Raw genomic sequence first — 22,639 nt, 5'->3', positions numbered from 1 at the left:
CCGGGATCATCTCAATGCGCATGGCCAGCAGGTTCGGTCATCGCGAAGGGCAGTGCCTCCGCACGCCCGCCTTCGGCCAGTTCGAGGACCGCCTGGAACTCGTGCGGCTCCTTCGGTGCCACCGTGCTCTCGAACACGCGCGACCGGTTGGTCTGAACGAGGTGGAGCGTCTCGTATTCGCCACCGGGCCGGTCGATGACGACCTCGGCGACGATCTCGCGGGACGCTCGGGTGAATGTGACCCGCATCCGCTCGCCTTCGGGCGTGTCCACGATCTCCAGCACGCCCTGGGCCAGCTCTCCGCTGAACCGAAACGGGGCCGGGGCGTGGTGGTGACCCGAGCCGCCGGCCGGTTCCGACGCGGGCACGAATAGGTCCGAAGCGTCGAACGTGACGTTCGCGCTGCGCAGCGCTGGGATGTGCTCGAGCAGTTCGGCCTTCAGCCTGCGCGAGATCTCGACGCCTTCCGACATCAGCGACGCGTCGTCGACCGCGATGGCGACGTCGGCATGGAGCCGGTGTCCCATCCAGCGAGCCCTCGCGTCGAGCACCTCGACGATGCCAGGCACGTGCTCCGCCGCATGGCGGATCTCCGCCGTGATGCCCGGCTCGACGCCGTCGAGTGTCCGGGTGATGACCGCCCGTGCCGACTGCCAGACGATCCCCAGGATCGCGATCGTGATGAGCAGGCCGATGATCGGGTCGGCCAGCGGATAGCCGAACCACACGCCAGCCGCGCCGAGAACCACTGCAAGCGAGGTGAGGCCGTCGGTGCGGGCATGGTATCCGTCGGCGATCAATGCCGCACTGTTCATCTGCCGGCCGACCCGGATGCGGAAAACCGCGACGACCTCGTTGCCCACGAACCCGATCACGCCGGCAGCTGCCAGCCAGCCGAGATGCGTGACCGCCTGCGGATGGATGAGGCGACTGACCGCCTGGTAGCCGGCGACGATCGCGCTGAAGAGGATGATCAGGACGATGAGGATGCCGGCCAGATCCTCGACGCGACCCAAGCCGTAAGTGAACGTCCTGGATGGCTTGCGGCGCGCGAGGACGAACGCGAACCACAACGGGATGGCGGTGGTCGCGTCGCCGACGTTGTGGATCATGTCGGCGAGCAGCGCGACCGAACCCGACAGGATCACGACGACGAACTGCAGCGCCGCCGTGATCGCCAGAATGACGAACGACCATTTGATCGCCCAGATCCCGCGGTCGGTGGTCGTGAGCGAGGGGTCGATGACGCCGTGCGTGTGGCCGTGCCCACCGGCACCGCCGTGGTCATGACCGTGTCCGGCGTGACCGAACGCCTGCTCGCCGCCGAACCCCAGCCATTCGCGGACGCCCGTCATTCGGTCTTCCTCAAAGATACTTGGTGAGCGACTTGAGCTCGCGCAGCGCCTGCTCCGCGCTCATTCCCCCTTCCGCCACGGCGTCCGCCACGCAGTGCTCCATGTGGTCGTGGATTAGCGCACGCTTGACGGTGCGGATCGTGCTCTCGACCGCCTGCAGTTGCTGGGCGAGATCGAGGCACGACCGTTGTTCGGTCAGCATCGTGAGGATGGAGGCGAGGTGGCCCTGGGCCTGGGTCAGTCCGCGGCGGACTTCGGGATCGGATGGGTGGGACATCACCCCCCCCTACCCCCTAGGGGGGAGGGGGTCAATAAGGGCAGGTCTGGTCGGAGTGATGAAGTTCGACCGTCCGAAACGAACGTGGCAGCGGAACAACCGACATTCTGCATCGACAGCATTCGCGCGTCGGGGATTAACGCTGCCAACTTAGGTGGATTGGCCGAGCCGATGGTCGATCACCTCGTCTTCCGGCGTAAGCGGCTGATAAGTATTTTTCTCGCAGGCGCCCCCACATCTGCGGCGCCGCGCATCTAGCGCGCAACCAATCCGGTCCGACGCGCACGCGGCGTTGCCGTGCGGATGCTCGGCGCAAATCACCGTTCTGACGCGGCGCGGTATTACGATCGTCAGTGTCCTGGGCGTGGTTTGCGCCTCTTTAACCTATTTGCTCGATCACCGTTCAAACGACGGAGAGTTTAAGAGTGGCCAAGGAAAGGGATCTAAATGGGGACTGTCCCGGCTGCGGCAGACATCTCCGGCTTGTAAAGCATCACTGCCACACACAAGGCGTAGTTCGAGAAGGTCTCGAGGACGGCCTTCTAAAGCTGGGCGTAGAACCGACCGTTGTCGCGAAGGTGCTGAACGACAACCGCATGTGGGCCGAGGATCCAGTTACGGTGGCCGTCCGCCGCTTCGAGTCCGATTACATATGTGCGGGATGCAATCACCTCGACGGCCTCGACCCTTCTTCAATCCCGGAACCAGGTTTCTCGCTCACGCTCGCCGAAATAGCTGAGGTTCGCGAAAAGGCCGGCACATCGGAAAACAGTGGCGCTCGGTTCATCGAGGCGTTGCGCGAGGTTCGATATCGCGCTGGCTACGGCTTCAGGTATAAGTCCCGCTTGGCGCAGGCTGCCGGACACTCGCTTGCATTGCGGTTTTGGAGCGAGGGTAAAGTGGAGGCAGCACGCCAGAAGGTGGAGCAATAAGCCGGGGCTTCGATTATCACGGGATCGCTCACATGCGCCGGAGAATCGCCTTCATCTCATTGATCTCGTTGCGCTGGGACTTGATGATTCCCTCGCACAGCCGTTTGACCTCGGGATCCTGCAGCTTCGCCTTTTCGCACATGAGTATGGCACCCGAGTGATGCGGGATCATTGAACGCAAAAAGGCGGTGTCGCCAATCGTGGTTTGCGTGCGGATCAAGGCAAATGACCCGACGAACACGAGCACCGACACAGCGAGGATCGCGACATTCGCCCGTGTAGAGGGGAACATGTCTTTCATCGCGATGACCATCATCGTCATCGGAGCTGCCATCATAAGGGTCATGTAGACCATATTGAGGTTGTTGTAGAAGCTGCCGAGCCCATCAATCATGACGAACATCACCAGATACATTATCACGCCGCTGACGGCGGTCTGGACAGCCAGGCTGACGTAGCCGTTCTTCATACCCTTCATGTCTTCCAAGTCGCTTCTCCTGTTTTTCTCGCCCCCGCGTCACTTCATGCCCGGCATGTCCTTCATCATCTCGTCATGGTCGGCGGGGGCGCTGGCGACGAGCCGCTTGTATTCCTCGGGGGTCATGCCCGGCAGCTTGCGGACGAACGCGACCATGTCCCAGATCAGCGGATCGGGATGCGTCTTCCCCCACGCAGGCATCGCGCTCAGCTTGACGCCGTGCTTGATCACCCAGAACTGCTGGCCGGCGGTCAGGTCCTGCGCCTCGGCGAGGACGGGTGCCGGTGGATAGAGGCCCTTGCTGAGCTCGGACGCCTCGACGCCAGGCCCCAGGTGGCAGGACGAGCACATCTCGTTGTAGAGGCCTGCCCCCACCGCGACCCGCTGGGGCGACGCCAGGTCCGCCGGTGGCTGGATGCCGCGCGCGTGCACCGCGATCGAGCGGTCGCGCAGATTCTCGATCAGCGCGTAGACCGGCCGGGTGTGCGGCGCGTCGGCGGCGATGTTGTAGATGCCGAAGTATAGGAATGCGGCCGTCGCGACGACCAGCATGGCCGAGCTCGCGCCGACGAAGGTTACGCTTGGAAGGTGGCGTCGCCAGTCGATGCGCTTCATCCCCGTTCCTCCACGTTGGAATCCCAGATCCCTGTCTTCTAACCCGCCGGGCGGCTGCAACGTCAGGGCGCCTTCGGCCGCCGCGCGCTGTTGTGCATCGACACGATGCGCCATGCCCCGCCGGCTTTGCTGAGCACGCTTGTCGCCACGCCCAGCCGCTCGGCGGGATCGCCGACCTTCGGCGCGATGCGGAACCGGTAGGTCTCGGTCGCGAGCGCGACGGGTCCGACGAAGCGGACGTCGATCCGATAGTCGGAGAAGCTGAACGAGCGGAATTCCGCGAGTTCCGGTGCGAGGTGGTGCGCCAGGTATTCGGCGTAGGTCCCTTCCGCGCCGCCCGATTCGAAGATCTGGGAGTCCGGAGCGAAGAGCCGCTCGGTCCCCCGGACGTCGAGCCGCTCCATCGCGGCCTTGTAGGTGGCCAGGACGCTCGTGACGGCGCGCAGGTCCGACGACCGGTCGGCCGGCTGCGCCAGCGCTGCGACCGAAAGGGAGATGGTGCCGCCGATCGCGGTCGCCGCGATCGCGATGCGTCGCCGCGCGGCGGCCATCGTGGCCCGCGGCATTCCGGTCCGGTCGGTCGGGATCCCGTGCATGGCGGTCAGAACCCGAACCGGATGCCGGCGACCAGGCTGGCCGACCTCGGCTTCTGCCCATCGGCCCGCGCGTAGTCGGCGGTGCGGCCGGTCTTCGCCTCGTAGGACACGCCGACGTAGGGCGCGAAGCGCCGCGTGATCTCGTATCGCAGCCGTAGCCCCAGCTCGGCGTCGGTCAGCCCCGCGCCGATGCGCTGACGAGGCATGTCCTGCGCCGACAGGTTGATCTCAATGCGCGGCTGCAGGATCAGCCGCTGGGTGATCCGCTGGTCGTAGTAGCCCTCGAGCCGCCCGAGCACGTCGCCCTGCGGCGAGACGAACGCGGCGCCCTCGACCTCGAACATGTAGGGCGCGAGCCCCTCGAACCCGATCGTCGCGTAGGTGCGCGTGGGGCTCGGCTTGAAGTCGTGCCGCACGCCGGCCTGCAGGTTGAAGTATGGGCCGATCGCGCGGCTGTAGAGCGCCTGCACCTCGGCGCCGTCGATGCCTTCGCGGATCGTACCCTCGCCCTCGGTCTTGAGCGTGAACCGGTTGATGTCGCCACCGAACCATCCCTCGCCGTCCCATCGGTATCCGTCCCTTCCGCGCTTCGCCTGGAATTCGGCGAGGTTGAACAGCACGGTGCCGAACGGCCTGCCGCCCTGCTCGCGCATCATGTCGCGGCGCGAGCGGGCCATGTCGGGTGCCGGGAAGAAGCGGTCGGCGTAGTGGTCCGTCGGGGCGGGCGGTGCCGGCGCGTCGCCTGCCGAAAGGGCCGTGCCGGTCATCTCCATGCCGGTCATCTCCATGCCGGTCATCGCCCCGCCGGGCATCGCCATCCCGGGCATCGCTCCCGGTGTCTGCCCCTTCCCGGACATGTCCATGCCGGGCATCGCGTCCGCCGCGCTCGGCTTTCCGCCGCTCATGTCCATGCCCGGCATGGCGCCCGACGTGGCGGCCCCGGGCTTTGGCGGACCCATGTCCATACCCGGCATCGAGTCGGCGCGCGGGCTGGCTTGTCGTGGGGTCGGCTTCCTGGCGGCAACGCCCGGCTTCGCCTTGGCGGCGGGCTTACCGGCCTTCGCCCTGCGCGGTGCCGGCTTTCTGGCCGCCGGCTTCTTGGCCGGCATCGGCATCTTCATGCCCGGCATGCTCATGCCGCCCATGTCCTGCGCGGACGCGGGCGAGGTCAGGCCGAGGGCGGTGCCGGCGGCAAGGGTCGCGAGGAGCCGGCTCATGCCGCCGCTCCCTTCGGGCGCACGCTGACGGTGCGCATCATCCCCGCCATCATGTGGTAGAGCAGGTGGCAGTGGAACGCCCAGTCGCCGACCGCGTCGGCCGTGAAGTCCCAGGTCACCTTGCCGCCCGGCTGGACGATAACGGTGTGCTTGCGCGGCGCATGGTCGCCATGCCCGGTGACCAGCTCGAAGAAGTGCCCGTGAATGTGGATGGGATGGCCCATCATCGTGTCGTTGATCAGGTTGATCCGCACGCGCTCGCCCTCGGTGAACGGGAACGGCTCCATCGTGTCCGACATCTTCACGCCGTCGAACGACCACATGAATCGTTCCATGTTGCCGGTCAGGTGGATGTCGAGGCTGCGCGACGGCGCGCGAACGTCGGGATTGCGTTCGAGCGCCATCAGGTCCTTGTAGACGAGCACGCGGTGGCCGACGTCCTCGAGACCCTGGCCGGGTTCGCCGGTGCGGTCCATCGGCATCGGCGAGATCGTCTGGACCCCTGGTCCCTTCTTGACCTCTGGCGCGTAGGAGAAGTCGCGCATCTTCATGCCGCCCATGTCCATCCCCGCCATGTCGCCCGAGCCCGACATGCCCGCCATCTTCGAATGGTCCATGCCCGCCATGCTCGGCGGCATCCGCTCGACGCCGCCCAGCGCGGCCGAGCGGTTCTGCTCACTCGTCGGGTCGACGCCGCGCGCCTGCGGCATAGCCATGCCCGGCATGGCGCCGCCGGAACCGCCCGACATGTCCATGCCCGGCATCGGCTTCGACATGTCCATGCCGGCCATCTTGGAATGGTCCATGCCGGCCATGCCGCCGTTTTCGCCGCCCATGCCGTCCATCGACGACATGTCCATGCCCATGTCCTTCATCGTGGCGATCGGGCGCGGGCGTAGCGGGGGCACCACGGCGGCCATCCCGGCGCGCGGCGCGAGCGTGGCGCGCGCCATGCCCGAGCGGTCGACCGACTCACCGACCAGCGTGAAGGCCTTGTCCTCGGTCGGCGTGACGACCGCGTCGTAGGTTTCGGCGACCCCGATCTGGAACTCGTCCACCTCGACCGGCATCACGTTCTGCCCGTCGGCCTGGACGATGGTCAGCCGCAGACCCGGGATGCGCACGTTGAAGGTGGTCATCGACGAGGCGTTGATGACGCGCAGCCTGACGCGCTCGCCGGGCTTGAACAGTGCCGTCCAGTTGTCGGACGGGCCATGGCCGTTGACGAGGTAGGTGTAGGCGGCACCGGTCGCGTCCGAGACGTCGGCGGGGTCCATCCGCATGCCGCCCCACATGACGCGGTCCTTCAGCTTCTGGTCACGCCCCGCTAGCAGCCCCGCCAGCGTCTGGCGCTGGTAGTTGTAGAAGCCCGGCATGGTCTTCATGTTGCGGAAGATCGCCTCGGGGCTCGACTGGCTGTGGTCGGACAGCACGATCACGTGCTCGCGGTCGAACCTGACGGGATCTGCGCCGGCGGGATCGATGACGATCGGGCCGTAGTGGCCGAGCTGCTCCTGCATGCCCGAGTGGCTGTGATACCAGTATGTGCCGTTCTGCCGGATGGGGAATTCGTATAGGAACGTCGAGCGCGGCTTGATGCCGGGGAACGAGACGCCCGGCACGCCGTCAAACTGGGTTGGGACCAGCAGCCCGTGCCAGTGGATCGAGCTGTCCTCGTCCAGGTCGTTGATCACCTTGAGGCGGACGTTCTGCCCCTCGCGCAATCTGATGAGCGGCGCGGGCACCGTCCCGTTGATGCCGATCGCCCTCGACGGCCGCCCGTCGATCATCATCGTCTGGCGCGCGATCCTGAGCGTGATGTCTTCGCCCGAGACCGTCGGCAGGTCGGGGACGAGGCCGGCCGAGACAGTCTGCGCCCAAGCGGGCATCCAGGCTGCCAGCGCGAGTCCGCCGGCTCCGAGCCCCGCGCCTCGCAGAAGCGCGCGTCGGTCTATCGTGTTGTTCATTTCGGCCCCTGGCATGGAACGGCTTCCTTTCAATCCTCTACGCGGCGGTCCGGCTCACCCCTCAAGGAATCTGACGATGTTCTCGCGGTCTGCCGTTTGACATGGTGTAAGGGTCAAGCGCGCGGCGCCGGCACATGCGGGCGATCATGCCCGGCGCGGCCGACCTCTACCTGGGCGACGCGGTCAACCCGAAGTCATTCGCGGACGGTCGTGTCTTCCGGCCACTGCAGGTTGCGCGTCGCCATGATGCGCCCGCCGCTCCTGAACCTGTTCATCGTCGCCAGCAGCGGGCGTGCCAGCTTGCGGTCTTCATCGCGGATGAGGCCGACCGGCCTTACATAGACGTCGCTCCGGTGGATCATGAGCCCGCGCAGCGGAAGCCAACCCGCTTCGCCCAGGTTGCCGACAAGGCCGCGGCGCAGGGCGTTCGTCACGATGTCGACCAGTTCGAGCCCGGGTTCCGGATCGCACGAGAAGCGGAAGCTCTCGCCATACATCAGCTGGAGATCGACGCCGGCGCCGTAGGTCCGGTCGCCCGGCGGAGCGACCTCGCGAAGATAAGCCGGCAGTTCAGGCAGGATGAACCGCTGGAAATGCCGATAGTCCCCGCCGGGCAGCATCGCCCCGGGTCGCTGGAGCGACATCGCCTGCAGCCAGATGACGAGCGTCTTCGACCACCAATCCTCCCAGTCGGTGACGACGGTCGGGTCCTTGGCGTCGACCACCCAGTGGAATTCGGCGAGTTCCTTCGGGAAGCGCTGGCAGTGATAGACGATCATGTCCTGCATGACCCGGTAGAGCAGGTCGATCATGACCGCGCCCTGCACGTAGAGCTGGTCCGAGAAGCCGGCCATCCGGTCCTGCAGGGCGGCCACGCCGGCGCGCAGTTCCGGCGTGTGGCCGTCGGTGAGGTTGGCGGCCAGGCTTTCGCGGCGGCGATCCCGGTGTCCGGCGATGTCGTCGGCCGTGTGCGCGGCCAGGTCGATCATCGACGCGCAGAAGATCGCGCCGTTCCTGCGCAGAAGTTCGACGACGGCCGCGACCTGCGCTTCGCTGAGCAGGCTGCCCTTCACCTCGCCCTTGCGCTTCGGCAGGTTGGCGCGCAGCCGCTCGTATCTGCGGAGGAGCTTCGGAAGGCTGTGCGAGGTGAGGATGAGCGCGCCGATGGTCGAGACGGCGGGCGTCTCGCCGCCGATCCCGGTGAACGTGCCCGATTCGTCGATGAAGATGTGCAAGGGCAGGTCCCGCAGAGGCGTCCATCGGTATTGAGATCGAGCTTTAAGGCATCGAGACGCGGCCTGTCGCCATCGGATCGCAACTATGTTTGTCGGACCCGACGCCCTCTGGTCAGCGGCGGAGGCGCTCCGCCAGCTTGATCCGGGCGCGTCGCAGGCGCGTCTCGACCGCCTTCTCCGTGATGGCGAGGACGGCCGCGGTCTCGGCCTGGCTCATCCCCTCGACCGCGTGCAGCACGAGCGGTTCGCGCAGTGTCGCCGGCAGTTCCGCGACCGCGCGGCGTAGCCTGTCCAGCTCCTGCCGGTCGGCCGCGATGTCGTCATGTCCGGGGATGTCGGCGGGCACCGCCTCGGCGACCTCGTCGATCGGGCGCGCGAAGGTCAGGAAGCGCCTGACCGCGCGCCGCCGCCCCCAGTCGCGACACTTGTTGATGGCGATCGCCGCGAGCCATGCGCGCATCGGTCGCGCGGGATCGTAGCGACGCAGCGCGCGGTGCGCCGAGACGAACGTCTCCTGCGTAAGGTCGAGCGCCTCGTCCGGGTCGCCCACGTTGCCGACGACGAGGCGGTAGACGTGGCTGCGGTGACGGCGCAGGATTTCCGAGAAGGCGGCATCGCCCCCCGCCACGGCGAGCGTGGCGAGCTCCCCGTCGGGGAGCGAACCGTAGTCGGGCCTCACTGCGCGTCGGCGGTGAGCGACTTGACCACGGCCCGGTCGAACGCCGGCGCCTGGTCGGGCCGCAGGATTCCGCGCATCGCGAAGATGTGCGCGAGCGTCTCCTTCTGCAGTTGGCCCATCGCGGCATGCGATGCGTCCACGGCGGAGGTGACGCGCGGGCCGATGCCGTGTTCCGCCTCGATCGCGTCCGCCAGCCGAGCGTTGTCGGATCTGAGCTCGAGTTCCAACGCGCGGCGCCGGACGGCGAACCGCTGCTCGAGCGTCTCGAGCTTCGCCTTCTGGGCGTCGTCGAGGTTAAGTTGGTGGTGCAGCACCTCGTGCAGCTCGGATCCCTGCTGGCGGTGCGGCGGGATGAACGTGCGGCCGACCCACACGCCGGCGACCGCCGCGACGAACGCGATGACCGCGACGATCGCGGCGAGCCTCGCGGTCCTCACCGGTCGGCCGTCAGCAGGGTCGACGGGGCGAGCGGTGCCGCCACGCCGAACGGCGCGAGCGGCGCGGCGGACGCGGGCTGCGCGCCGGGGCCGGCCGCCACCGTCCCGAGCGCGATCGCGCCGATGCCTGCGATCGCCGCCATCCTCATCCCCGTGCGCGTCTCGCGCCCGGCGCGCACGCCCGTCATCACCGCGCCCTCGATCCCCCCGAGGCCGGGATGGTCGGTCGCTGATAGCCGGCGCAGCGCCGTGTCGATGTCGGTGTTCATCTTCAGCTCCAGTTCCTGTGGATGGCGATACGCACGCGGGCGCGTCCGCCCTCGGATTTTCCCATGTCGACCTTCCCGCGCTTCCTTGTGTCGAGGACCTTCTCCTTCCTGGCCCGCGCCCCGGTCAACATCGATCGAGGGGCGATGCCAAGTGCCGCGTATCCATCATGTCGGCGACTGGCCGGCCAATGGAGAACCCACTGATGCGTTTCGGCCTCGTTGCGGCGACCGCCGCCCTCTTTGCGGCAGCCCCTGCCGTCGCCCATCCCAAGCTGGTCTCGGCCACGCCCGCGCCCAACGCCGTCGTCGCCTCGCCGGCGAAGCTGCAGCTCACCTTCTCGGAAGGGCTGGTCGCCAAGTTCTCGGGCGTCGATCTGGTGATGACCGACATGCCGGGCATGAAGATGTCATCGCCGATGAAGATGACCGTCACGGTCGCGCTCGCGGCGGACGGCAAGACCGTCGTGGTGACGCTCGCCAAGCCGTTGCCGCGCGGTGCCTACAAGCTCGACTGGCACGTCGTCTCGACCGACACGCACCGCGTCGAGGGAAGCTACGCATTCAAGGTGAAGTGACCTTGCCCACGCTCGACGTCCTCGTCAGGTTCGCGCTCTACCTGGATCTGACCCTTGCGTTTGGCGTGGCGTTCTTCGCGCTCTGCGCGCCGCAGGTCCGTGGCGCGCTGCCGCTGCCGGGCGCGCTCGCATCCGCCGGACTGGCCGGGATCGCGCTGTCGGTCCTGGGTCTGGCGGTGCTCTCCGCATCGATGGCGGGCGTCCCCCTGTCCCAAGTCGATGCGGAGAGCGTAGCGGCGATCCTGACCGGCATGTCGCTCGGCAAGGCCTGGATGGTGCGAATCGGAGGGCTGGCGCTGTTGATCGCGGCAGCTGCCTTCCTGAGAAGCCGTCCTGTAGCCGCCTTGTCCGTCGCTTCCGTCGGCGGCGCGTTGGCGCTCGGCGGCCTCGCCTGGGCGGGCCACGGCGCGATGGACGAGGGTGCGGTCGGCTGGCTGCATCTGATGGCCGACATCGCGCATCTCCTGGCGGCGGGGATCTGGGTCGGCGCCCTGACGTGCCTCGTCCTGCTCGTCGCGCGCCCTTCGCACCGGGCGGACGCCGCGCACCTGTGGGCGACCCATCGCGCGCTCGACGGCTTCTCGCTGATGGGGACGACCGTCGTCGCCGTCATCACGGCGACGGGCTTGGTCAACGCTTGGCTGCTCGTCGGGCCGACCAACGCGATGTCGCTGCCGACGACGGCCTATGGCCAGCTCCTGATCGCCAAGCTGGCGCTGTTCGCTGCGATGCTCGGCTTCGCGGCGGTCAACCGCTACCGACTGACGCCCGCGCTCGCCGGCCGCATCGACGCGGGGGACCATCGCGGCGCGATCGTGGCGCTCCGCGTCAGCGTCGCGCTGGAAACGGTCTGCGTGGTCCTGGTTCTGGCATTGGTCGCGTGGCTCGGCATCCTGCAGCCGCCCGCGTCGGCGATGTGATGCAAGGGCCGGATCGATGCCCTCCATCGCATCGTGCCCTACGCGCTGATGGATGGGCCGGCGCTCATCGGCGAGACCGGCAGGATGCTCGTGGTCCTCGGGCTGATCTCCATAGTCCTGCTCGTCCCGATGATGATCGTGGGGCTGGTCGTCGGCATCGTGCAGGCGGCGACCTCGATCAGCGAGCAATCGCTTAGCTTCGTCCCCAAGCTGATCGCGCTGATGCTGTGCATTTTGGTATTCGGGGCGGCGGTTGTCGAGCTGCTCACGTCCTTCACCGCCGAGGTGTTCGACCTGATCGGGCACATGGGGCGCTAGCAGCGCCGCCGATCGGATGGCATTGCGGCGTTGTGCCACATCGCGTCGCTGTCGGCGGTGCCGGTCAAGCACTGCCCATACCAAGGTCCTCCGGCATTTCGGGTTGATCCACCTGTTGGCAGCCCCGTAGCCGGATCTCGAGCGCCGGATTGAGCCGGCGACGAGGGTTCCGGGAGCACGCACGCCGTGACCGGCCACGTTTCGCTCCCCGCGGGGTCAGACCCCCGCGCTCGCCTCAAGCGAGGCTAGGCCGCGCGCCAGGATGTTCCTGGCCGCGTTGACGTCGCGGTCGAGTGTCAGTCCGCAGGCTTCGCATGCGTGGGATCGGACGACGAGCGCCTTGGCCACCCGCACGCCGCACCCCGAGCAGTCCTGCGACGTGTCATGCGGATCCACCTTGATCAGCCGGCCCCCGGATCGCTCCGCCTTGTAGGTCAGCATATGTATCAACTTGCCCATGCCGGCGTCGAGCACCGAACGGTTCAGGCCCGACTTCGCCGCCACGTTCGTGCCAGGTGCGTCCGCCATGCCCTTGGCTGAGCGCGTCATGTTACGAAGGTTCAGATCTTCGACGACGATCGTCGAATACATCCGAGCGGTGATGGCGCTCACACGGTGAAGATGCGTGGCGCGGGTGTTGGCGACGCGCAGGTGCAGCCGCCCCAAGCGCGCGCGAACCTTCTCGCGCCGCCGCGACCCGCGCCGGCAGCGCGCCAGTGCGCGCTGCGCACGCCGCATTGCGTCAGCATGATGCCGTCCCGGAGCAACTTTTAGGAACGTGATGCCATCAGAGAAGGTCGCGACGCTGGCGACGCCAGCGTCGACGCCGAGCGCTCCGCCTGTGCCGGTGTGCCGCTCGACGATGGCCTCGCTCTCAATCGTAATGTTGGCGAACCAGCGCCGCCCCTTGCGGGTTATCGACGCGCACTTCGGCACCGCGTCGGCCGGCAGCGGGCGGTGCATGTTGATGCGGATTCCACGCTCTAAGCCCTGGATGCGCAGCCTGTCGCCGACAAGCCGAATGCCGGACCACTCGGCGAACCCCAGACTGTGCCAACGCTTATAGGAGCGAAAGCGCGGGAAGCCGGCGCCAGCCTTCGAACTCTTCACGCGACGGAAAAAGCCCTTCATCGCGTCATCGAGGCGCTTCAGCGTCCAGCGCGACATCGCCACTGACGCAGCGCCATAGCCATCGATGTCGTCGGCTCGGATCAGGGTAAGCGATTTCATCTGGTCGTATAGCGAGATCGAAAGGCCGAACTTGCGCCACGCGTCGATCCGCTCCTCCAGTGCCGCGTTGTAGAGTTGCCGTTGCAGCTCCAGCGCCCGTTCGAGCAGGCGATGCTGCGCGCGTGTCGGACGCAATTTCCAGGACCAGGTCAGCAGCACTCGGCCAGCGTTGCGACGGAACGGTTAACGACTCACCCAAGCCAATGCATCAACCCGATATACCGGAACCCCTGTCCAAGGCGCCGGTCCGCCGCCCGCGGCGGATCGGTTTCAGCCGACCTTGGTGGCGGTGAGGATGCTGATCGAGCCCGAAGGCGTCGGGATGACCATCGATTCGGCGACATCGGCGAAGCCGGCCCCGGCGATGAGCCGGGGCAGGACGCCGTCCGCGTTGGGCTGCGTGTCCTCGCGCCCATCGATGCGCTGCACGGTCAGGCGGAACAGCGCGCGCATCAGCGGCAACCGCTGTTCCGAATAGTCGGCCAGCACCAGCCGGCCGCCGGGGCGCAGCGCCGCTTGCATTGCCGACAGGCCGACGGCCTTGCCGGCGAGCGGCACCTGGTGGAGCACCAGTGTGCACGTGACGACGTCGAACGCGCTCGCGCGGCCGTCGAGGGCGGCATCCGATGCGAATCCGATCCGCCAGGCGATGCTTTGCCGAACTCCGGCGGTCTTTCGCGCGGCGATCGCGAGCGCCTCGGTATCCGGGTCGAGGCCGGTGACCAACGCGCCGGGAATCCGGCTCGCCATGCCGATGGCCAGCGTCCCGGTGCCGCAGCCTACGTCGAGCACGGTCCTCGGGTTCGCGGCGGCGACCGCGTCCATCACCGCGCCGCGCCAACGGCGCTCGCGCGTGAAGACGCGGAGCGCGGCGTCGTAGAGCCTCGTCGGCCCCCGGCCGAGCGCCGGCGTGAATGCGCGGTCCTGTCCCTCTTCGGTCGGCATGGTTTGTTTGCCCTTCGCAAGGGGATACGCGCCGCGATGCGTAGTCCCTCATGGGCGGGTGCGCGGAATGCCTCTTGACCCTGACACGATGTCAAACGCCATTTGGGGTGCCGGAGGACCGATATGCACGATCACGGACACGGCTCGATGAACGCGGGACACGCCTGCTGCGCCGGACACGGCACGGCCAAAGGCGAGACGGTGAAGGATCCCGTCTGCGGCATGGACGTGGACCCGGCGGCGACCGGGCATCACGCCCGGCACGACGGCACCGACTATCACTTCTGCTCGGGCGGTTGCCGCGCGAAGTTCGTCGCCGACCCCGGGCGCTACCTGGGCGACGGACGCCTGGTGGCGCCGACGGCTGCCCCCGGCGCGATGTGGACGTGCCCGATGCATCCAGAGATCCGCCGCGAGGGCCCGGGCACGTGCCCGATCTGCGGCATGGCGCTCGAGCCCGAGGAGCCGTCGCTCGACGACGCGCCCAATCCCGAGCTGGTCGACTTCACGCGCCGGGTCTGGGTGGCTGGCGCGCTGACCGTGCCGCTGCTGGCGGTGTCCATGGTCGCGGAGATGCTGGGCGTGGCGCTCGTGCCAGCGGCATGGAATCCCTGGGTCCAGCTGCTCTTGGCTGCACCGGTCGTGCTGTGGGCAGGGCTGCCGTTCTTCCAGCGCGGCTGGACGTCGATCGTCACCTGGCACCTCAACATGTTCACGCTGGTGTCGATCGGCGTCGGCGCGGCGTTCGCCTACAGCGTCGTGGCGACGGTCGCGCCCGGCCTTTTCCCGGATACCTTCCGCATGCACGGGATGGTGCCGGTCTATTACGAGGCGGCGGCCGTGGTGGTGACGCTCGTCCTGCTCGGCCAGGTCCTCGAGCTGCGCGCGCGCGCCGCGACCGGGCGAGCCATCCGGGCGCTGCTCGACCTCGCGCCCAAGACGGCGATCAGGATCGGCGCCGATGGGGCCGAACAGGAGGTGTCGCTGGACGACGTCGCCGAGGGCGACCGCCTGCGCGTCAGGCCCGGCGAGGCGGTGCCGGTCGATGGCGTCGTCGTCGAGGGCCGATCGTCGGTCGACGAGGCGATGCTGACCGGTGAGCCGGCACCCGTGCTGAAGGAGGCCGACGCGGAGGTGACGGGCGGCACGGTCAACGGGACCGGGTCGCTGCTGATCGAGGCGCGTGCGGTCGGCTCGGACACCGTGCTGGCGCGCATCGTGCGAATGGTCGCGCAGGCGCAGCGCAGCCGTGCGCCGATCCAGGCGGTAGCGGACCGCGTTTCCGGCTGGTTCGTGCCGCTCGTCGTCCTGGTCGCGGTCGCGACGTTTGTCGTGTGGAACCTCGTCGGGCCGGAGCCGCGCTTCGGGCACGCCCTGCTGAACGCCATCGCCGTGCTGATAATCGCCTGTCCTTGCGCGCTCGGGCTGGCGACGCCGATGTCGATCATGGTCGGGACCGGACGCGGGGCGCACGCCGGGGTGTTGGTGAAGGACGCCGAGGCGCTGCAGCTGCTCGAGCGCGTCGACACGCTGGTGATCGACAAGACGGGCACGCTGACCGAGGGCCGGCCAAGCCTCGTCGACGTCGAGGTCGCGACCGGATTCTTCCGTGCGGACGTCCTGTCTGCGGCGGCGGCCGTCGAGGCGCGGTCGGAGCATCCGCTGGCGCGCGCCATCGTCGACGCCGCGCAGGACGATGGGTCGGAGGTGCCCGAGGTGCGCGATTTCGAGTCGCAAACCGGACTTGGGGTGACCGGAAGGGTCGATGGTCGGACGGTTGTGGTCGGCAGTGCCGACCAAATGGTGCGGGTCGGCGTCGACGCGGCTCCGCTCCAGTTCGCGGCCGAGCGTCACCGGGGCACCGGCGCCGGCGCGATGTTCGTGGCCATCGAAGGTCGTCTCGCCGGGCTTCTCGTCGTCGCCGACCCTGTGAAGGAATCCGCGGCACCGGCGATCGCCGCCTTGCACGGGGAAGGGTTGCGGATCGTCATGCTCACGGGCGACGCCGAGGCGACCGCCAAAGCGGTGGCAGCGTCGATCGGCGGCATCGACGAGGTGCATGCCGGCCTGAAGCCCGAAGACAAGGCGCGGATCGTCGCCGAACTACGCGCGAACGGCGCGGTCGTGGCCATGGCGGGGGACGGCATCAACGATGCGCCGGCGCTCGCGGCCGCGGACGTCGGCGTCGCCATGGGCACCGGCACGGACGTCGCGATCGAGAGCGCGGGCGTGACGCTGACCAAGGGTGACCTAGCGGCGATGGTGCGCGCTCGCCGGCTCGCGAAGGCGACGATGCGCAACATCCGCCAGAACCTGTTCTTCTCGTTCCTGTTCAACGGCATCGGCGTGCCGGTCGCCGCCGGTGTGCTCTATCCCGTCGCCGGCATCCTGCTGTCGCCGATGATCGCCGGCGCCGCGATGGCGCTGTCGAGCTTCACCGTGGTGACGAACGCCCTGCGGCTGAACGCCACGCGGCTCTGAAGCGGGACGGCGCCGCGACCTTGGCCGTCGGCATCGCCACCCCATATCGGGCGGCACTGGAGGAAGTCATGGCCTACACCATCCTGGCGCAGGGGCCAGGTTACACCGTCGCGCAGGACGACGAGGCGCACTCGTCCATACCCTATGGCGCCGTCGATCGCGAGAACGGCGACCGCAACCACGGCTTCGTCGACCTCGCCGACCGGCCCGAGCTCGCGGCCGAGATTCCCGAGGCGAAGCGCTCGGTGGGCCTGCGCACGCTGCTGGAGACGGTCAACGGGCGCGGGTCGCCACTCATGACGCTCGGTTGCGAGTGCGGGATGTTTACTCGGGAACCGGAATCGGAAGGCGAGCCGGACCGCTACGTCGGGTCGTATGTCGCGATCGCCTTCCGCGCGGCCGGGATGAACACCGCCGCACGCATATACGAACTCGCGCGCGCCGTGCTGGGCCGCACCGCCGGCAGCGACGCGCACCACTACACCTTCGAGATCACGATCACGCCGCTGCGGACGTTCTTCGGGAATGCGGGGTGCCTCGAGATGCACACCAATGCGATCGGCTACGGCCGTGACGACGCCCAGGCGTGGGCGGCCTTCGACGCGGCGTGCCTCGCGCTGTCGTCGGCCGTCGAGGGCGTGATCGCGCTGCCGCCGGACGACGCACTTTTCCAACCCTAGCTCCGGGCTGCGCCTCGACCCGATCGCACCATCCCGGACCGGCCCCCTTGACTCGCGGCGGCGATCCGCGACGATCCTGCCATTCGGGGGGATTTCAATGCCTAAGGTCATATACCTGACCGGCGCGCCGGCGTCGGGGAAGAGTTCGACGACGAGGATGCTCGCCGAGCGTGTGCCCGGGCTGCAGGTCTGGGAATACGGCGCGCGATTGACCGAGCATGTCCGCGCGCGCAGCGATGGATTGGTTGACCAGGACGAGTTGCGAACGCGCTCGGCCGGCGTAGTCACGCCGGGCGACGTCGACGAGGTCGACGATGCCCTGATCGCCTTCGTCGAGGATCACCGCGGCCGCAGCGACGTCCTTATCGACAGCCATCCGGTCACCAAGGAAGAATACGGATACCGCATAACGCCATTCTCGCTCGCGCGCTTCGCGCAGCTCGCGCCTGACGAGATATGGGTGCTCTACGCCAGCCCCGAGGAGACCCGGCGGCGCATCGCGGAAGACGCGGGCGGGCGACCGATGGTGACGGTGGAGGAGGCGAGGACGCACACCGCGTTGCAGTCGTCGGTGGCGGCGACCTACGGCATGTCCCTCGGCCGGCCCGTCTTTCTCTTCGACACCGCGGCGGAACGCGGCGTGCTGGTCGACCGCCTTGCGGCGAGGCTCGCATGACCGGGGTGCTTGGGTGGATCGGCGGCATCGTCCGCGGCGGCGGTCAGCAGCCGGAACAGTTGGTGCAGTCGGCGCCGCAGGAGCGGCGGCGAGTCGATCTCCGCAAGGCGATCAATGCGGTGTCGGACGTCGTGCAGAACCGGCCTCGGCCGCTGCGCGTGTTCGACCAGATCCACATGAAGACCGGCGACATGGTGCTGCAGAGCGAGATGATCGCCGACTGGGCCGACGGCAAGCGCCTGGCCTTCATCGGCGACGGCGATGCGATCAGCGTCTGCGTCGCCTATTTGCGCGCACGCGACGTGCTGAACTTCGGACCGTCGCACATCACGGTGTTCGACTTCGACGAGCGGACCGTCGAGGCGGTGATGAACTTCGCCGACCGCGAGCGCATCGCGAACCTCGACGCGCGGCTCTACAACGTCCTCGACGCGATGGAGCCGGGCGAGCTGTTCGACTGCTTCTACACCAACCCGCCCTGGGGCGCGTCGAACAACGGCGAGAGCGTGAACGTCTTCGTCGAGCGCGGGATGGAGGCGACCGGCCACGCCGGCGAGGGCGTGGTGGTCATCGCCGACGACGATGATCTCGACTGGCCCAAGCAGGTTCTCGCCAGCGTCCAGGGGTTCGCGGCGCGCCAGGGCTTCTACGTGTCGCGCATGCAGCGCAAGCTGCACGAATACCATCTCGACGATGCGCCCGAGCTGAAGTCCTGCAACCTCTACCTCGCCGCGCTACCGGGCAATCCCGCGCGCGCGGCGAGCGTCGGGATCACCGATCCCGCCCGCCTGGAGCACTTCTACGGTCTGTCGCAGGAGCCGCGGGTCCGCTACGTAAGGGCACGCAAGCGGCTCGACTACGGGGTCGCGCACGAGGACGAATACGAATTGGAGTTGCTGGACAGTGGCCGTGAATGACATCGTAAAGCCCGGGGCGGGTCTGCTCTTCATGAAGATCGGGACGCATGCCCGCGAGGACCTCGCGGCGATCATCGCGCGCAAGACCGAGGAGATCCGTCAGACCGGGTTCGGCATGTGGGGCTATGGCGGCAACACCTGCCACCCGTCCTCGATGGTCCAGCCGTTCGCCAGGTCCTTCGCCTCGCGCGACCGCACCATCCACCTCTGCATGGAGCAGATGGAGTCGAACCATTTCGCCGAGCCTCTGTGCGCGGCCGAATATTCGCCCGACGGCGTGACATGGAAGGAAATACCGGAGACGATCCAGGTCAGAGGGTCGCGCTACGCGCTCGTCATAGATCGGCTGCACGAGGAGCGCTTCATGCTTCCGCTGGATCAGACGCGGGTGCCGGTCGGGCCGAGCACCGGCCGGCTGGGCAGCCGCTACATCAAGGGCCGGGTCGACAAGGCCTGCCTCGAGGTGCTCGACGCGCCCGAGCTCACCAACGACGTCGATCCGCGCGAGATCGAGATCAACCTGGTTGCGACGCTCCAGGCCCCTTACGCGGTGTTCCTTCGGGGCCAGCGCTGACCGCCTGGATTGTGTCGCGGGCGTAGAGGCGATCGAACGATGCCGAGCCTAGCCGGCCCGGCAGCAGGGGTCCGCGCCCGAGATGCGCGATTCCTGGATCGGTGGACACGGCACCGTTCCGAAGGAGCAGAAGACGCAGCAGTCGTCCGCGTTCGGGCGGAGCACCGCCGCGCAGCCCTTGCAGTCGTAGAAGAACTGGCAGGCGTTGGTGGGCATCGTCTCGGTCTCGACATGTCCGCACTTGGGGCAGGTCAGGGTGGATTGGGGTATCATGGTCGGCCCTTCGTCGGCGGCCGGTCGCCCATCGCACCGATGGGCCACGCGGCACCGTGGTTCAGGTCAATGGTTTCGCCGGGAATCCGACGTTGGTCGACGCTGCCGCGATCGTGGACGGGTTGGCCTTGGTCGGATCGTAGGTGACCGTGGCGGTCTTCGCCGCGAAATCGACGGTGACCGTCCTGACCCCCGCGACGCGGCTCATCGCGGTCTTCACGGTGATCGGACAGGTCGCGCAGGTCATGTTGCCCACCGCGAACGTCCGGGTAACTTCCCGCGCGGGCGCGCTCGCGGTCGCTGGTGCGAGCGTGAGCGCGGCGACGCTGGCGGATGTCGCCAACAAGACGGCGAAGACGAGCGTGCGGTTCTTCATTTGCTGTTCCTAGTAGAAGAGGGGCGCCCACCACGACATCGTCATCGCGGCGAGGACGAGGGCGGTCGCCGTCCACAGCGCCGCCTTGGTGAATATCGCCGAGCTTGGCCGTGCGCATTGGCTTCCCGGCGGGCAGGCGGGCCGGGGGCGTAGATACACGTGCCAGAAGCCGCCGGCGAGGCAGGCCAGCGTCATCGCGACGAAAAGTGGATTGTATGGTGCTAGCGTCGACAGATTGCCGATCCAGGCACCCGACACCCCGAGCGTGACGAGGACGAGCGGCAAGATGCAGCACGACGAGGCGAGCAGCGCCCCGACGATCCCGCCGGCCGCCAACCACCGCCCGCCGCCGGCGGGCGTCTTCCTGGTCGGTGCCGCGTCCATCCGTTCCATACTCGATCAGCCTCCGACGATGGTATAGTTCCTGTAGCTGCTACAGGTTCAAGAGGTTTTTTTTCATGGGTTTCGTCGCCACCGGCCAGGCACTCAAGCGGGGCGCGCTCGCGAAGCTCTTCTCGTGCAACATCGAGACGATCCGCTACTACGAGACGATTGGCCTTCTCGCGGCACCCGACCGGACCCGGGGCGGCCACCGCGTCTATGCGCCGCAGGATCAGGCGCGGCTGGGGTTCATCCTGCGGGCGCGCGAGCTGGGATTCTCCGTCGACGAGTTGCGCAGCCTGCTCGGGCTGGCCGATTCGCACCGATACACCTGCGGGGAGGTGCTGGCCTTGACCGAGCGGCACTTGCAGGACGTGCGTAGGCGCATCTCCGACCTGCGCCGGCTGGAGCGCACGCTCGCCGACATGTCGTCGCGCTGTGCGGGTGGCGACGTCCCGGAGTGCCCGATCATGGATTCGTTGAACGCCGCGTAGCCGATATGGGCGGCGGCGATGTCCGTCGCCCCGGCCGCCCGCCCCCGCTAAGCGCGGACGTTCCGCAGGTCGGTGCCTGGAAGCAGCACCCCCGGGGCCGTGCGATCGAGGTGGGCCGAATAGCTGGCCAGCCCATCCAATACGTCCTCGTCTCGCGGGGGAGCGGTCGTCGAGCATCCGAAGCAGGCGGTGATCGCTCGATCCACCTGCGCCTCGGCACATACGCGTGCGCGCGTCACAGCGGCACCGGTGCCGGTCACGATGTGCGCCATCAACTGCTCCAGGCAGGCAACCCTGCCACCCGCGACGCCGACGGCGACGATCGCCATCGCCGCGATCGCGCGCTTGTCGCCGGTGATCAGCAGCTTGCATGCGCGGTTCGCGAGCATCGCAAGGAGCTGACTCTCGCCACCGTCTAGCTCGAGGTCGCGGCGGTTGGCCTCGGCTTCCAGGTCGGCGGCCGCCGCCATCTCGGCATCGTCGGGCTCGACGAGCAACATCGCCGCCAGCATGCGCTCGAACGCAGCGGTCGCGCGTGCGCGATCGGCGATGTTCGGGGCGCGGGCGAGCCTGCCGCGGACGACGAAGCGCCCGACGCCCAGCATCGCGGGCGGGATGTCGTCGATGGTGGCGGCGGCGACCGTCTCTTCGACCAAGGCGTAGCACGCGACCTTGAGGACCACGTCGTTGTCCAGCAGGACGCGCTCAGGCATTGTCGCCGATCATGACGTTCCGCAGATAGTGGGCGGCCTCGTCGCCCAGCGCGTCCCAGTCGAGTTCGCCGTCGGCGATCCCGTTCACCTCGCGCCAGGCCGGCTTGCGTTCGCCGTAGATGAAGCCGAGCGCGGACATCGCGACCGGCCACAGGCCGCGGCCGTGCGCGAGGCAGAGAGCCAGCGTGCCGGGCTCGACCCCGTATTCGCCCGACGCGCGCAGCACCGCCGCGGCGAGCGTCGGGGCGTTGAAGTGGTCGATGTCGGTCTGGATGTCGGGTTCGGGCGAGCCGGTGAGCAGCGTCAGCGCGAACCGGTCCGCCTCCTCCTCCTGCTCGTCGCCGTCGCGCGCGAGGGCCGGATCCTCCAGGTCGATCAGCGCCGGCGCGTCGGCGAGGTGGCCGAGCATGACGTGGCCCAGTTCGTGCGCGAGGGTGAAAGCCACCGGTGCCGGATAGGCCGCGTCGCGCCCGAGCAGGATCGCGAACCGCCCGTCGACGCCCACGACCATGGCGTGCATCGACTTCGCCTCGAGCGGGAAGACGCGCAGGTGGATGACCGGGATGCGCAGCGCCCAGCAGGTGCCGAGCAGCGATCCGAGATCGACGAACGGCGACCCGGCCATGATGGCGTCGCGCAGCGCTTCCGCCGCGATCCGATCGGTCGGCCCGGCTGGCGTGGCGCGCAGCAGCAGCCGGCCGACCGACATCCCGAACGACGTCAGCGCGGCCTTCTGTGCGTCGTCGTGGGTGGACAGGTGCTTGAAGCGCGCCTCGTCGTTCCAGACGAACTCGACGCGTTCGCCGAGGAGCGGCTTGGGTTCGAGGCCGAGCCGGCGCGCGAGCGCGAACCGCAGCTCGGCGCGGCCCGACGGGGTCTCGCCGGCCTCCTCGGTCCACCACGACGGCCATGCCGCGCGAATCGCGGCGCGGCTGAACCCCGCCTTCCGCAGCCGCTCGATCAGGTTGTCATCGTCTCCCGCCACCGTTCCCCCTGGAGCGCCAGCTCCCCGGCTAGCACAACGCGAGT

Annotated in this window: 28 protein-coding genes; 10 read left to right on the top strand and 18 right to left on the bottom strand. The window is 68.2% G+C overall.

Going from position 1 to position 22,639, the window contains the following annotated elements:
• Nucleotides 1-11 precede the first annotated feature (11 nt).
• Nucleotides 12-1,355: a cation diffusion facilitator family transporter gene (locus J0I47_RS13130; protein WP_294047436.1), complete on the bottom strand. Its 1,344-nt coding sequence runs from the start codon at nt 1,353-1,355 to the stop codon at nt 12-14.
• Between the two features lie 10 nt (nt 1,356-1,365).
• Nucleotides 1,366-1,632 (bottom strand): metal-sensing transcriptional repressor, encoded by a 267-nt coding sequence (locus J0I47_RS13125; RefSeq protein WP_294047435.1) that lies wholly within the window; start codon nt 1,630-1,632, stop codon nt 1,366-1,368.
• A gap of 578 nt (nt 1,633-2,210) precedes the next feature.
• Between J0I47_RS13125 and J0I47_RS13120 the strand changes: the two genes are divergently transcribed.
• The gene (locus J0I47_RS13120; RefSeq protein WP_294047434.1) at nt 2,211-2,564 is read left to right on the top strand and encodes a hypothetical protein; all 354 of its coding nucleotides are present in this window, start codon (nt 2,211-2,213) and stop codon (nt 2,562-2,564) included.
• Between the two features lie 28 nt (nt 2,565-2,592).
• Here J0I47_RS13120 and J0I47_RS13115 read toward each other — a convergent pair whose 3' ends face one another.
• The 9 genes from J0I47_RS13115 to J0I47_RS13075 all read right to left on the bottom strand — a co-directional run bounded on the left by J0I47_RS13115 (nt 2,593) and on the right by J0I47_RS13075 (nt 10,057).
• On the bottom strand, nt 2,593-3,042 hold the full coding sequence (locus tag J0I47_RS13115) for a DUF305 domain-containing protein (protein WP_294047535.1): 450 nt from the start codon (nt 3,040-3,042) through the stop codon (nt 2,593-2,595).
• A gap of 39 nt (nt 3,043-3,081) precedes the next feature.
• A complete protein-coding gene (locus tag J0I47_RS13110) occupies nt 3,082-3,657 on the bottom strand; it encodes a cytochrome c (protein WP_294047433.1) in 576 nt (191 codons plus the stop codon).
• Between the two features lie 62 nt (nt 3,658-3,719).
• On the bottom strand, nt 3,720-4,208 hold the full coding sequence (locus tag J0I47_RS13105) for a nuclear transport factor 2 family protein (RefSeq protein ID WP_294047432.1): 489 nt from the start codon (nt 4,206-4,208) through the stop codon (nt 3,720-3,722).
• A 50-nt stretch (nt 4,209-4,258) separates the two neighbouring features.
• Nucleotides 4,259-5,470 (bottom strand): copper resistance protein B, encoded by a 1,212-nt coding sequence (locus tag J0I47_RS13100; protein ID WP_294047431.1) that lies wholly within the window; start codon nt 5,468-5,470, stop codon nt 4,259-4,261.
• Nucleotides 5,467-7,437, bottom strand: coding sequence for a copper resistance system multicopper oxidase (locus tag J0I47_RS13095; protein WP_294047430.1), 1,971 nt, complete (start codon nt 7,435-7,437; stop codon nt 5,467-5,469). Before J0I47_RS13095 ends, J0I47_RS13100 begins: the two co-directional genes overlap by 4 nt.
• 194 nt (nt 7,438-7,631) lie before the next feature.
• Nucleotides 7,632-8,672, bottom strand: coding sequence for a hypothetical protein (locus J0I47_RS13090; protein WP_294047429.1), 1,041 nt, complete (start codon nt 8,670-8,672; stop codon nt 7,632-7,634).
• Between the two features lie 112 nt (nt 8,673-8,784).
• Entirely contained in the window at nt 8,785-9,351 is a 567-nt protein-coding gene (locus J0I47_RS13085) for an RNA polymerase sigma factor (protein WP_294047428.1), read from the bottom strand.
• Nucleotides 9,348-9,788 (bottom strand): periplasmic heavy metal sensor, encoded by a 441-nt coding sequence (locus J0I47_RS13080; RefSeq protein WP_294047427.1) that lies wholly within the window; start codon nt 9,786-9,788, stop codon nt 9,348-9,350. Before J0I47_RS13080 ends, J0I47_RS13085 begins: the two co-directional genes overlap by 4 nt.
• Complete coding sequence (locus tag J0I47_RS13075; protein WP_294047426.1) at nt 9,785-10,057, bottom strand: hypothetical protein; 273 nt, start codon at nt 10,055-10,057, stop codon at nt 9,785-9,787. The genes J0I47_RS13080 and J0I47_RS13075 overlap by 4 nt, the downstream gene beginning before the upstream one ends.
• A gap of 203 nt (nt 10,058-10,260) precedes the next feature.
• Between J0I47_RS13075 and copC the strand changes: the two genes are divergently transcribed.
• Genes copC through J0I47_RS13060 form a run of 3 tightly spaced genes read left to right on the top strand, consistent with a single transcriptional unit; the run spans nt 10,261 to nt 11,870 of the window.
• Complete coding sequence (copC, locus tag J0I47_RS13070) at nt 10,261-10,632, top strand: copper homeostasis periplasmic binding protein CopC (RefSeq protein WP_294047425.1); 372 nt, start codon at nt 10,261-10,263, stop codon at nt 10,630-10,632.
• A gap of 2 nt (nt 10,633-10,634) precedes the next feature.
• Entirely contained in the window at nt 10,635-11,552 is a 918-nt protein-coding gene (copD, locus tag J0I47_RS13065) for a copper homeostasis membrane protein CopD (RefSeq protein ID WP_294047424.1), read from the top strand.
• A gap of 33 nt (nt 11,553-11,585) precedes the next feature.
• A complete protein-coding gene (locus J0I47_RS13060) occupies nt 11,586-11,870 on the top strand; it encodes a flagellar biosynthetic protein FliQ (protein WP_294047423.1) in 285 nt (94 codons plus the stop codon).
• A 216-nt stretch (nt 11,871-12,086) separates the two neighbouring features.
• Here J0I47_RS13060 and J0I47_RS13055 read toward each other — a convergent pair whose 3' ends face one another.
• Together J0I47_RS13055 and J0I47_RS13050 are read right to left on the bottom strand one after the other, a co-directional pair.
• Nucleotides 12,087-13,259: a transposase gene (locus J0I47_RS13055; RefSeq protein WP_294047422.1), complete on the bottom strand. Its 1,173-nt coding sequence runs from the start codon at nt 13,257-13,259 to the stop codon at nt 12,087-12,089.
• 111 nt (nt 13,260-13,370) lie between these two features.
• On the bottom strand, nt 13,371-14,045 hold the full coding sequence (locus J0I47_RS13050) for a class I SAM-dependent methyltransferase (protein WP_294047421.1): 675 nt from the start codon (nt 14,043-14,045) through the stop codon (nt 13,371-13,373).
• A 147-nt stretch (nt 14,046-14,192) separates the two neighbouring features.
• Between J0I47_RS13050 and J0I47_RS13045 the strand changes: the two genes are divergently transcribed.
• The 5 genes from J0I47_RS13045 to J0I47_RS13025 all read left to right on the top strand — a co-directional run bounded on the left by J0I47_RS13045 (nt 14,193) and on the right by J0I47_RS13025 (nt 19,373).
• Nucleotides 14,193-16,526, top strand: a complete 2,334-nt coding sequence (locus J0I47_RS13045) for a heavy metal translocating P-type ATPase (protein WP_294047420.1) — start codon at nt 14,193-14,195, stop codon at nt 16,524-16,526.
• A 68-nt stretch (nt 16,527-16,594) separates the two neighbouring features.
• On the top strand, nt 16,595-17,206 hold the full coding sequence (locus J0I47_RS13040) for a hypothetical protein (protein WP_294047419.1): 612 nt from the start codon (nt 16,595-16,597) through the stop codon (nt 17,204-17,206).
• A 97-nt stretch (nt 17,207-17,303) separates the two neighbouring features.
• Nucleotides 17,304-17,882: an ATP-binding protein gene (locus J0I47_RS13035; protein WP_294047418.1), complete on the top strand. Its 579-nt coding sequence runs from the start codon at nt 17,304-17,306 to the stop codon at nt 17,880-17,882.
• Nucleotides 17,879-18,799, top strand: coding sequence for a bis-aminopropyl spermidine synthase family protein (locus J0I47_RS13030; protein ID WP_294047417.1), 921 nt, complete (start codon nt 17,879-17,881; stop codon nt 18,797-18,799). Before J0I47_RS13035 ends, J0I47_RS13030 begins: the two co-directional genes overlap by 4 nt.
• On the top strand, nt 18,792-19,373 hold the full coding sequence (locus J0I47_RS13025) for a hypothetical protein (protein ID WP_294047416.1): 582 nt from the start codon (nt 18,792-18,794) through the stop codon (nt 19,371-19,373). The genes J0I47_RS13030 and J0I47_RS13025 overlap by 8 nt, the downstream gene beginning before the upstream one ends.
• Nucleotides 19,374-19,421: 48 nt before the next feature.
• On the opposite strand, the gene J0I47_RS13020 is transcribed toward J0I47_RS13025, so the two are convergent.
• From J0I47_RS13020 to J0I47_RS13010, 3 genes are all read right to left on the bottom strand, one after another.
• Complete coding sequence (locus J0I47_RS13020; RefSeq protein WP_294047415.1) at nt 19,422-19,646, bottom strand: GDCCVxC domain-containing (seleno)protein; 225 nt, start codon at nt 19,644-19,646, stop codon at nt 19,422-19,424.
• 61 nt (nt 19,647-19,707) lie between these two features.
• Nucleotides 19,708-20,022, bottom strand: coding sequence for a heavy metal-associated domain-containing protein (locus tag J0I47_RS13015; RefSeq protein ID WP_294047414.1), 315 nt, complete (start codon nt 20,020-20,022; stop codon nt 19,708-19,710).
• Between the two features lie 9 nt (nt 20,023-20,031).
• Nucleotides 20,032-20,415 carry a mercuric transporter MerT family protein gene (locus tag J0I47_RS13010; RefSeq protein ID WP_294047413.1) on the bottom strand — a complete coding sequence of 128 codons (384 nt, stop codon included), beginning with the start codon at nt 20,413-20,415 and terminating at the stop codon, nt 20,032-20,034.
• 65 nt (nt 20,416-20,480) lie between these two features.
• Between J0I47_RS13010 and J0I47_RS13005 the strand changes: the two genes are divergently transcribed.
• Nucleotides 20,481-20,897, top strand: a complete 417-nt coding sequence (locus tag J0I47_RS13005) for a helix-turn-helix domain-containing protein (RefSeq protein WP_294047412.1) — start codon at nt 20,481-20,483, stop codon at nt 20,895-20,897.
• A gap of 47 nt (nt 20,898-20,944) precedes the next feature.
• On the opposite strand, the gene J0I47_RS13000 is transcribed toward J0I47_RS13005, so the two are convergent.
• Together J0I47_RS13000 and J0I47_RS12995 are read right to left on the bottom strand one after the other, a co-directional pair.
• Nucleotides 20,945-21,610, bottom strand: a complete 666-nt coding sequence (locus tag J0I47_RS13000) for a hypothetical protein (protein ID WP_294047411.1) — start codon at nt 21,608-21,610, stop codon at nt 20,945-20,947.
• Entirely contained in the window at nt 21,603-22,595 is a 993-nt protein-coding gene (locus J0I47_RS12995; protein ID WP_294047410.1) for an ImmA/IrrE family metallo-endopeptidase, read from the bottom strand. The genes J0I47_RS13000 and J0I47_RS12995 overlap by 8 nt, the downstream gene beginning before the upstream one ends.
• Nucleotides 22,596-22,639: the final 44 nt, after the last annotated feature.

This window comes from Sphingomonas sp. (assembly GCF_017304635.1).
In the GTDB taxonomy this organism is placed as follows: Bacteria; Pseudomonadota; Alphaproteobacteria; order Sphingomonadales; family Sphingomonadaceae; genus Sphingomonas.
The sequence above is the reverse complement of the archived record's forward strand: the minus strand, read 5'-3'. Positions and strand labels throughout refer to the sequence as shown.

Bases quoted from the DNA above. Each gene is read 5' to 3' on its own strand.
- J0I47_RS13130 (WP_294047436.1), bottom strand. From the start codon at position 1,355: ATGACGGGCGTCCGCGAATGGCTGGGGTTCGGCGGCGAGCAGGCGTTC.
- J0I47_RS13125 (WP_294047435.1), bottom strand. From the start codon at position 1,632: ATGTCCCACCCATCCGATCCCGAAGTCCGCCGCGGACTGACCCAGGCC.
- J0I47_RS13115 (WP_294047535.1), bottom strand. From the start codon at position 3,042: ATGAAGGGTATGAAGAACGGCTACGTCAGCCTGGCTGTCCAGACCGCC.
- J0I47_RS13110 (WP_294047433.1), bottom strand. From the start codon at position 3,657: ATGAAGCGCATCGACTGGCGACGCCACCTTCCAAGCGTAACCTTCGTC.
- J0I47_RS13105 (WP_294047432.1), bottom strand. From the start codon at position 4,208: ATGGCCGCCGCGCGGCGACGCATCGCGATCGCGGCGACCGCGATCGGC.
- J0I47_RS13100 (WP_294047431.1), bottom strand. From the start codon at position 5,470: ATGAGCCGGCTCCTCGCGACCCTTGCCGCCGGCACCGCCCTCGGCCTG.
- J0I47_RS13095 (WP_294047430.1), bottom strand. From the start codon at position 7,437: ATGAACAACACGATAGACCGACGCGCGCTTCTGCGAGGCGCGGGGCTC.
- J0I47_RS13075 (WP_294047426.1), bottom strand. From the start codon at position 10,057: ATGAACACCGACATCGACACGGCGCTGCGCCGGCTATCAGCGACCGAC.
- copC (WP_294047425.1), top strand. From the start codon at position 10,261: ATGCGTTTCGGCCTCGTTGCGGCGACCGCCGCCCTCTTTGCGGCAGCC.
- J0I47_RS13050 (WP_294047421.1), bottom strand. From the start codon at position 14,045: ATGCCGACCGAAGAGGGACAGGACCGCGCATTCACGCCGGCGCTCGGC.
- J0I47_RS13045 (WP_294047420.1), top strand. From the start codon at position 14,193: ATGAACGCGGGACACGCCTGCTGCGCCGGACACGGCACGGCCAAAGGC.
- J0I47_RS13040 (WP_294047419.1), top strand. From the start codon at position 16,595: ATGGCCTACACCATCCTGGCGCAGGGGCCAGGTTACACCGTCGCGCAG.
- J0I47_RS13035 (WP_294047418.1), top strand. From the start codon at position 17,304: ATGCCTAAGGTCATATACCTGACCGGCGCGCCGGCGTCGGGGAAGAGT.
- J0I47_RS13030 (WP_294047417.1), top strand. From the start codon at position 17,879: ATGACCGGGGTGCTTGGGTGGATCGGCGGCATCGTCCGCGGCGGCGGT.
- J0I47_RS13020 (WP_294047415.1), bottom strand. From the start codon at position 19,646: ATGATACCCCAATCCACCCTGACCTGCCCCAAGTGCGGACATGTCGAG.
- J0I47_RS13015 (WP_294047414.1), bottom strand. From the start codon at position 20,022: ATGAAGAACCGCACGCTCGTCTTCGCCGTCTTGTTGGCGACATCCGCC.
- J0I47_RS13010 (WP_294047413.1), bottom strand. From the start codon at position 20,415: ATGGAACGGATGGACGCGGCACCGACCAGGAAGACGCCCGCCGGCGGC.
- J0I47_RS13005 (WP_294047412.1), top strand. From the start codon at position 20,481: ATGGGTTTCGTCGCCACCGGCCAGGCACTCAAGCGGGGCGCGCTCGCG.
- J0I47_RS13000 (WP_294047411.1), bottom strand. From the start codon at position 21,610: ATGCCTGAGCGCGTCCTGCTGGACAACGACGTGGTCCTCAAGGTCGCG.